This window comes from Corallococcus sp. CA047B (assembly GCF_003612065.1).
GTDB lineage: Bacteria > Myxococcota > Myxococcia > Myxococcales > Myxococcaceae > Corallococcus > Corallococcus praedator.
In genome coordinates this window covers 1-6,033 of the sequence record NZ_RAWD01000453.1, presented here as the reverse complement: position 1 = coordinate 6,033, position 6,033 = coordinate 1, and the positions used below count along the sequence as shown (strand labels likewise).

Here is a 6,033-nt window from a genome sequence, read left to right as displayed (position 1 = left end):
CCATTACCCGGTCCCCCACCTGGAACTTCCGCGCCCGGGGGCCCACCGCCACCACCTCGCCCGCGTACTCCAGGCCTGGCACGTCCTGCGGGACGTCCTGGGGCGGCGGATAGGCGCCCCGCACCTGGAGCAGGTCCGCCCGGTTGAGCGCGCTCGCCCGCACCCGCACCTGGACATCGTTCGGACCGGGCACCGGCTCCGGACGCTCGTCGAACGCGAGGACTTCGGGACCGCCCGGCTGGGTGATGCGCACGACCTTCATGGTGGGACTCCGCGAAAGAGCACTGCCGTTCACAACAACAACCGCGTCACCAAGCCGAAGTACGCAAGCAGCGTCACGTTGTCGGCCACCGCCAGCACCAGCGGCGCGGACGCCAGATGCGGGTCCACCTTCAGCCGGCGGAACAGGAAGGGCAGCACCCCGCCCAGGCACGACGCCAGTGTGGCCGACACCGTCACCGACACGAACAGCGCCAGGGGAAAGCCGAACCCCGGCGAGTAGACGCGCCCCAGGAGCGCCACCGCCGCCGCCGCCATCATCCCGGCGAGGCTCGCGGCCAGCACCTCGCGCACCACCACCTTCCGGTCCACCTCTCCGTGCGTGACCATCGAGGACGCCACCGCCGTCGTCTGCACGCCCAGGCTCTCCGACAGCACCAGCACCATCGGGATGAAGGCGCTCACCACCACCAGCTCCGACACCGTGTGCTCGAACAGGCGCGTCGTCGTGGCCGCCAGGAACCCGCCCGCGATGTTCACGAGCAGCCACGGGAAGCGCTTGAGCGCGAGCCGCGCCGGCCGCGTCTCCTTCAGCTCCCCCTTCGGCAGGCCCACGAAGCGGTAGACCTCGTCGCGCACCCGGCCCTCCACCTCGTCGAAGAGCGTGTCGGAGAACGTGTCCACGAACTGGTTCATCTCCACCACGCCCACGATGCGCCCGTCCGCGTCCACCACCGGGAAGGCCAGGAAGCGGTAGGTGACGAAGAAGTCCTCCACCACCGCGTCGGGCGCGTCCACCGGCAGCTTCACCACCCGCGTGAACATCAACGCGGCGATGCGCTCCTCGGGGGCCGCGCGGATCAGCTTGCGGATGGGCACCACGCCCACCAGGCGACCCGCCGGGTCGCACGCGTAGCAGTAGAAGACCTCGCCGGTGCCAGGGCTCGCGCGGATCTTCTCCAGCGCCTGGGCGACCGTGTCCTCCACGCCCACGGCGGTGAAGTCCCGGGACAGCCGGTCGCCCTGCAACAGCGTGTGAGCGGACTCCGGGGTTGGCTGCACGGCCGGGCCAAGAAACGTCCTGGCCCGGCGGAGCGTCAAGGCTTATCTAGGACTCCATCCGCCATGCCACTTCAGCCGTGTCCCATCTGTCAGAAGCCCGTGCCTCCCCGCCCGGAGAACACCTCCCAACCCTTCTGCTCCCGCCGCTGCCGCGCCGTCGACCTGGGCCGCTGGCTGGGGGAGGAGTACCGCGTGCCCGACCGGCAGGCGGATGAGCAGGAGGACGAACTGCCCTCCGACGGCTCCAACCGCGGTCACGACGCCTGAGCCTCGCGGCTCACATGTCTTGAAAAATTCCTCTCAGGCACTGAACGACGGGGCAGGGGAGCGCGCCGTCGCGGGGCCCGCATGCGGGCGCACCGGGGGGCTGGGGCAGGCCGTGCTACTGGAGTCGCAAAGGCAGGGACGATATACCCGGCCGCCGTGAAACGCGCCGTCAACCTGATCGCCAGCCTGCTCGTCACCGCCGCCTTCATGTGGTGGGCCTTCCGGGACACGGACGTGTCCACGCAGATCGCCAGCCTCAAGGCGGCCAACTACGCGTGGGTGCTGCCGTACTTCCTGTGCCTGACCGCCATCCACGTGTTCCGCACGCTGCGGTGGGGGTCGCTGCTGTCGGGCCTGGAGCGCGTGCCGTTCCGCAAGCTCAATGAGGCATCCGGCATCGGCTTCATGATGCTGCTGGTGCTGCCGTTCCGGCTGGGGGAGTTCGCCCGGCCCTTCCTCATCGCGCAGCGCAGCTCCATCCGCCGCAGCGCGGCCATGACCTCCGTGGTGCTGGAGCGCATCGTGGACGGCCTCTTCGTCGCGGCCCTCTTCCGCGTGCTGCTCTTCTTCGTCCCGGTGGAGACGGAGGGCGTGCGGTACGTGAAGCTGGGCTCGTGGCTGATGTTCGGCGTGTTCGGCGGCGGGCTGGTGTTCCTGCTCCTGGGGCTGTGGCACCAGGAGTCCACCGTGCGGCTCGTGCGCGCCACCGTGGGCCGCTTCTCCCCCGGCATCGCGGAGAAGGTGGCGGACGTCGTGGACACCTTCGTGGGCGCCATGCGGCAGCTCCCCGACGGCCGGCACATCGCCCTCTTCTTCCTCTACACGGTGCTGTACTGGGCCGTGAACGGCCTGGGCATGGCGCTGCTCGCCCGCGCCTTCGACTGCTCCGGCGCGGCGCCGGGCGTCGTCTGCGAGCCCATGAGCCTGTCGCTGTTCCAGTCGTACATCGTGATGTGCGTGCTGGTGGTGGGGGTGATGATTCCCGCCGCGCCCGGCATGGTGGGCACCTTCCACGCCGCCATCAAGGTGGGCCTGGGCCTGTTCCTGCCCGCTGCCGTGGTGAACGCCCACGGGCTCGCCTACGCCAACGTGCTGTGGCTGTGTCAGACGGCGCAGCAGGTCATCTTCGGCCTCGTGCTGCTGTCCATCAGCCACATGTCCTTCCGCGAGCTGGCCGGCAACATGAAGAAGGACGGCGGCGACGGCGATGGTGCCGTCACCCGTTCGCCCGTGGCCTGAGCGCCCGTGCCGCCTGCCCCGGTCCTGAGGGGGAGTGGCGGCGGGTGAAGCCTACGGCGCGGGCTGCGTCGCCTGCGCGCCCGCGTCGGGTGCGTTCTGCGCGGGGGGCGCGACCTTCTGGCTGCGCACGCTGTTCTTCACCTGTTCGGTGACGGCGGCGGGGTCCACGGTGCCCTTGAAGGTGCCGAAGGGCGTCTGGAGGGTCTGCTCGCGGTTGGCGTTGCCCTCGGCGCCCGGAGGGCCACAGAACGCCTTGTCCTGATCCTTGAGGGAGCCCACGGGCGTGTGCACCGCCGTGCGCGTCTGCGTGGTGGACTTGGCCACGAGGACGTTGTCGCGCATCAGCACGCAGTGGTCCTCGTCGAAGTACCAGGCCGACGAGCCGTCCTGGAACTCCTGCGCGTGGGCGGGGCCCTTGCCCATGGTGCTGGCCACCTGGGCGGGCGTCATGCCGGGATACAACTTCTCGAAGCCGGACGTGGCGCAGCCGGTGGCGGCCAGCGCGAGGACGGCGGTCATCAGGGAGGGACGCATCAAGGCCAGGGCTCCTGGAGACGAAGGAAGGGCCCGAACCTAGCGTGTTTCCCTCCTGGCACGCTCCAGGGCGGGGCGGAGGACTACAGCTCCTGCTCCAGCCAGCGCCGCAGCCGCTCGCGCAGGGACAGGGCGCTCCGGCGGGAGTGGCGCAGGGGCGCCGGGCGCTTCACGACTCGCCTTCCGTCTTGGCGGGCATGCGGCCGTACTTGGACAGCAGGTCCTCCACCGCCTCGCGCAGGTACTCGCTCTGGTGGATGCGGGTGCGCCGCGCCAGTTCGCGCAGCTTGTGGACCTGCTCCTCGGGCACGAGGACGTGGGTGGAGACGATGTCGGCCTCCGGGCTCCGGACCTCACCGGGTTCCACCGGAGACTGGGACGACGGAGCGTCGGGGCTCAGCGGGCTGGCGCTTCCATCCTGCATCGGGGCTTCCTCCAGGCTTTTGCTGCTGCTACAGGCCGCTACCGACCTGTCCCCGGCATTAGGGGGGCAGCCTCTCGCGGCGTCAAAAAAAGGGACGCCAGACGTAGGAGCGCCCGAGCGTGGGGGATGTGTCGGGTTGACTCACGCGGGCCCCACTGCTACTTGCGACGACACGTAAGGGGAGTAGTTCACGCCGGTGGCAAGAGGCGTCGGGAAGCTCGACACACTGGCTGGAGACAGCCCGGGCCCCCACCTCGCGAAGCGCGCGAGACGAACGAGACCTTCGGACAGGGATTCAATGCTCCCTGGCCGAGGTCCGTCGTGCGCGCTCCCCCTGAAGCGCTCTCACCACGACATCTTCGCGCCAGGGACTGGGAAGGGGAGCCTTCATGATGTCGTGGGAGTCCGTGCTCGGTTCGTTCGTGTTGGTCGCCGCCAGTGAGATGGGGGACAAGACGCAATTGCTGGCGTTCTCGCTGGCGTCCAGGTTCCGCAAGCCGTGGGTGGTGCTGGCCGGCATCCTCGTGGCCACCATCGCCAACCACGCGCTGGCGTCGTCGGTGGGCACGTGGGTGTCCACGCACGTGCCGGCGCGGGTGATGGCGCTGATATTGGCGGTGCTGTTCCTGGGCTTCGGCCTGTGGACGCTGAAGCCAGACACGCTGGATGACGACGGGGGCAAGCCGCCGCGCTTCGGCGCCTTCCTCACCACCGTGGTGCTCTTCTTCCTGGCGGAGATGGGGGACAAGACGCAGCTGGCCACCATGGCGTTGGCCGCGCGCTACCAGGCCCCGGTGATGGTGACGCTGGGCACCACCGCGGGGATGCTGGTGTCGGACGGCCTGGCCGTCTTCCTGGGCGACCGGCTGGCGGGACGGGTGCAGATGAAGTGGGTGCGGTGGGTGACCGCGGGCCTCTTCTTCCTCTTCGGCGCCGTGTCGCTGTGGACGGCCTGGAGGAGCTGACGCGCGAGCCCCGGTGCGTCGCGCCGGGGCCCGCGGAGGGACGCGCTACGGGTTCTTCAGGCTCGCGATGTCGATGACGAACCGGTAGCGCACGTCGCCCTTGAGCATGCGCTCATAGGCTTCGTTGATCTGCTGGATGGGGATGACCTCCACGTCGGAGGCGACCTGGTGCTTCGCGCAGAAGTCGAGCATCTCCTGCGTCTCGCGGATGCCACCGATGAGCGACCCGCCCAGCTTGCGCCGCTTCATGATGAGCGGGAACGCGGCGAGCGGCGCGGGGGACTCGGGCGCGCCGACGAGGATCATCGTGCCGTCCAGCTTCAGCAGGCGCAGGTACGCGTTGTAGTCGTGCGGCGCGGAGACGGTGTCGAGGATGAAGTCGAACTGGTTCGCCAGCGCCTTGAAGGTCTGCTTGTCCGACGTGGCGGCGAAGTGCATGGCGCCCAGGGCCAGGGCGTCGTCGCGCTTGGAGGGGGAGGTGCTCAGCACCGTCACCTCGGCGCCCAGCGCCTTGCCCAGCTTCACGCCCATGTGCCCCAGGCCGCCCAGGCCCACGACGGCCAGCTTGCTGCCGGCCTTCACGCCGTAGTGGCGCAGGGGGGAGTACGTGGTGATGCCCGCGCACAGCAGCGGCGCGGCCCGGTCCAGGGGGATGCCCTCCGGGATGCGCAGCACGTACCTGGCGTCCACGGTGATGCGGGTGGAGTAGCCGCCGTAGGTGGGCGTGCCGTCCTTCTCCCGGCCGTTGTACGTGTTCACCGAGCCGCGCTCGCAGTACTGCTCCTCGCCCGCGAGGCAGGCAGGGCAGTCGCGGCATGAATCCACGAAGCAGCCCACGCCCACGCTGTCGCCGACCTTGAAGTCGGTGACGGCGCTGCCGACCTGGGACACCTTCCCGACGATTTCGTGCCCCGGCACCATGGGGAAGCTGGCGCCGCCCCACTCATCACGGGCCTGGTGGATGTCGGAGTGGCACACCCCGCAGTACTGGATGTCGATGAGCACGTCCTGGGGGCGCGGCTCGCGGCGCTCCAGGGTGAAGGGGCCGAGCGCGGCCTTGGCGCTCGGTGCGGAATAGGCGTGGGTGGTCGGCAAGTGAGAACTCCAGGGGGAATCGAAGCAGGGCGCATCCAGGACGGGTTGGACGCAACGCGCGAAGCTAATGGAGCGGGGCCGGTCTCGCCGTGGAAAGCGCGGGAAGTGTGGACCGTGCCGGGGGAGTCCGGGAGACTGCCCGGCACCATGAGCCAGGATCGTCTGCAACAGTCCCAGTCCCCCGGTGGTCCCCATCACTTCCTCTCCCGCCTGGTGGGCGGGTGGGAG

General features: G+C 69.7%; 8 protein-coding genes. 3 read left to right on the top strand and 5 right to left on the bottom strand.

Going from position 1 to position 6,033, the window contains the following annotated elements; genetic code table 11:
- On the bottom strand, window positions 1-262 hold a 262-nt coding region (locus tag D7X74_RS38655), incomplete at its 3' end, for an alcohol dehydrogenase catalytic domain-containing protein (protein ID WP_158622358.1).
- 29 nt (window positions 263-291) lie between these two features.
- The gene (locus D7X74_RS38650; RefSeq protein ID WP_233602436.1) at window positions 292-1,281 is read right to left on the bottom strand and encodes a magnesium transporter; all 990 of its coding nucleotides are present in this window, start codon (window positions 1,279-1,281) and stop codon (window positions 292-294) included.
- 63 nt (window positions 1,282-1,344) lie between these two features.
- On the opposite strand from D7X74_RS38650, the gene D7X74_RS38645 reads away from it, so the two are divergent.
- Window positions 1,345-1,548 carry a DNA gyrase inhibitor YacG gene (locus D7X74_RS38645; RefSeq protein WP_120537967.1) on the top strand — a complete coding sequence of 68 codons (204 nt, stop codon included), beginning with the start codon at window positions 1,345-1,347 and terminating at the stop codon, window positions 1,546-1,548.
- 156 nt (window positions 1,549-1,704) lie between these two features.
- A complete protein-coding gene (locus D7X74_RS38640; RefSeq protein WP_120537966.1) occupies window positions 1,705-2,787 on the top strand; it encodes a lysylphosphatidylglycerol synthase transmembrane domain-containing protein in 1,083 nt (360 codons plus the stop codon).
- A gap of 51 nt (window positions 2,788-2,838) precedes the next feature.
- On the opposite strand, the gene D7X74_RS38635 is transcribed toward D7X74_RS38640, so the two are convergent.
- Together D7X74_RS38635 and D7X74_RS38630 are read right to left on the bottom strand one after the other, a co-directional pair.
- Window positions 2,839-3,321, bottom strand: coding sequence for a hypothetical protein (locus D7X74_RS38635; RefSeq protein ID WP_120537965.1), 483 nt, complete (start codon window positions 3,319-3,321; stop codon window positions 2,839-2,841).
- A 169-nt stretch (window positions 3,322-3,490) separates the two neighbouring features.
- Entirely contained in the window at window positions 3,491-3,745 is a 255-nt protein-coding gene (locus tag D7X74_RS38630; RefSeq protein ID WP_120537964.1) for a ribbon-helix-helix domain-containing protein, read from the bottom strand.
- A 392-nt stretch (window positions 3,746-4,137) separates the two neighbouring features.
- Between D7X74_RS38630 and D7X74_RS38625 the strand changes: the two genes are divergently transcribed.
- Window positions 4,138-4,710: a TMEM165/GDT1 family protein gene (locus D7X74_RS38625; RefSeq protein WP_120537969.1), complete on the top strand. Its 573-nt coding sequence runs from the start codon at window positions 4,138-4,140 to the stop codon at window positions 4,708-4,710.
- A 45-nt stretch (window positions 4,711-4,755) separates the two neighbouring features.
- On the opposite strand, the gene D7X74_RS38620 is transcribed toward D7X74_RS38625, so the two are convergent.
- The gene (locus tag D7X74_RS38620) at window positions 4,756-5,805 is read right to left on the bottom strand and encodes an NAD(P)-dependent alcohol dehydrogenase (RefSeq protein ID WP_120537963.1); all 1,050 of its coding nucleotides are present in this window, start codon (window positions 5,803-5,805) and stop codon (window positions 4,756-4,758) included.
- Between the last annotated feature and the right edge of the window lie 228 nt (window positions 5,806-6,033).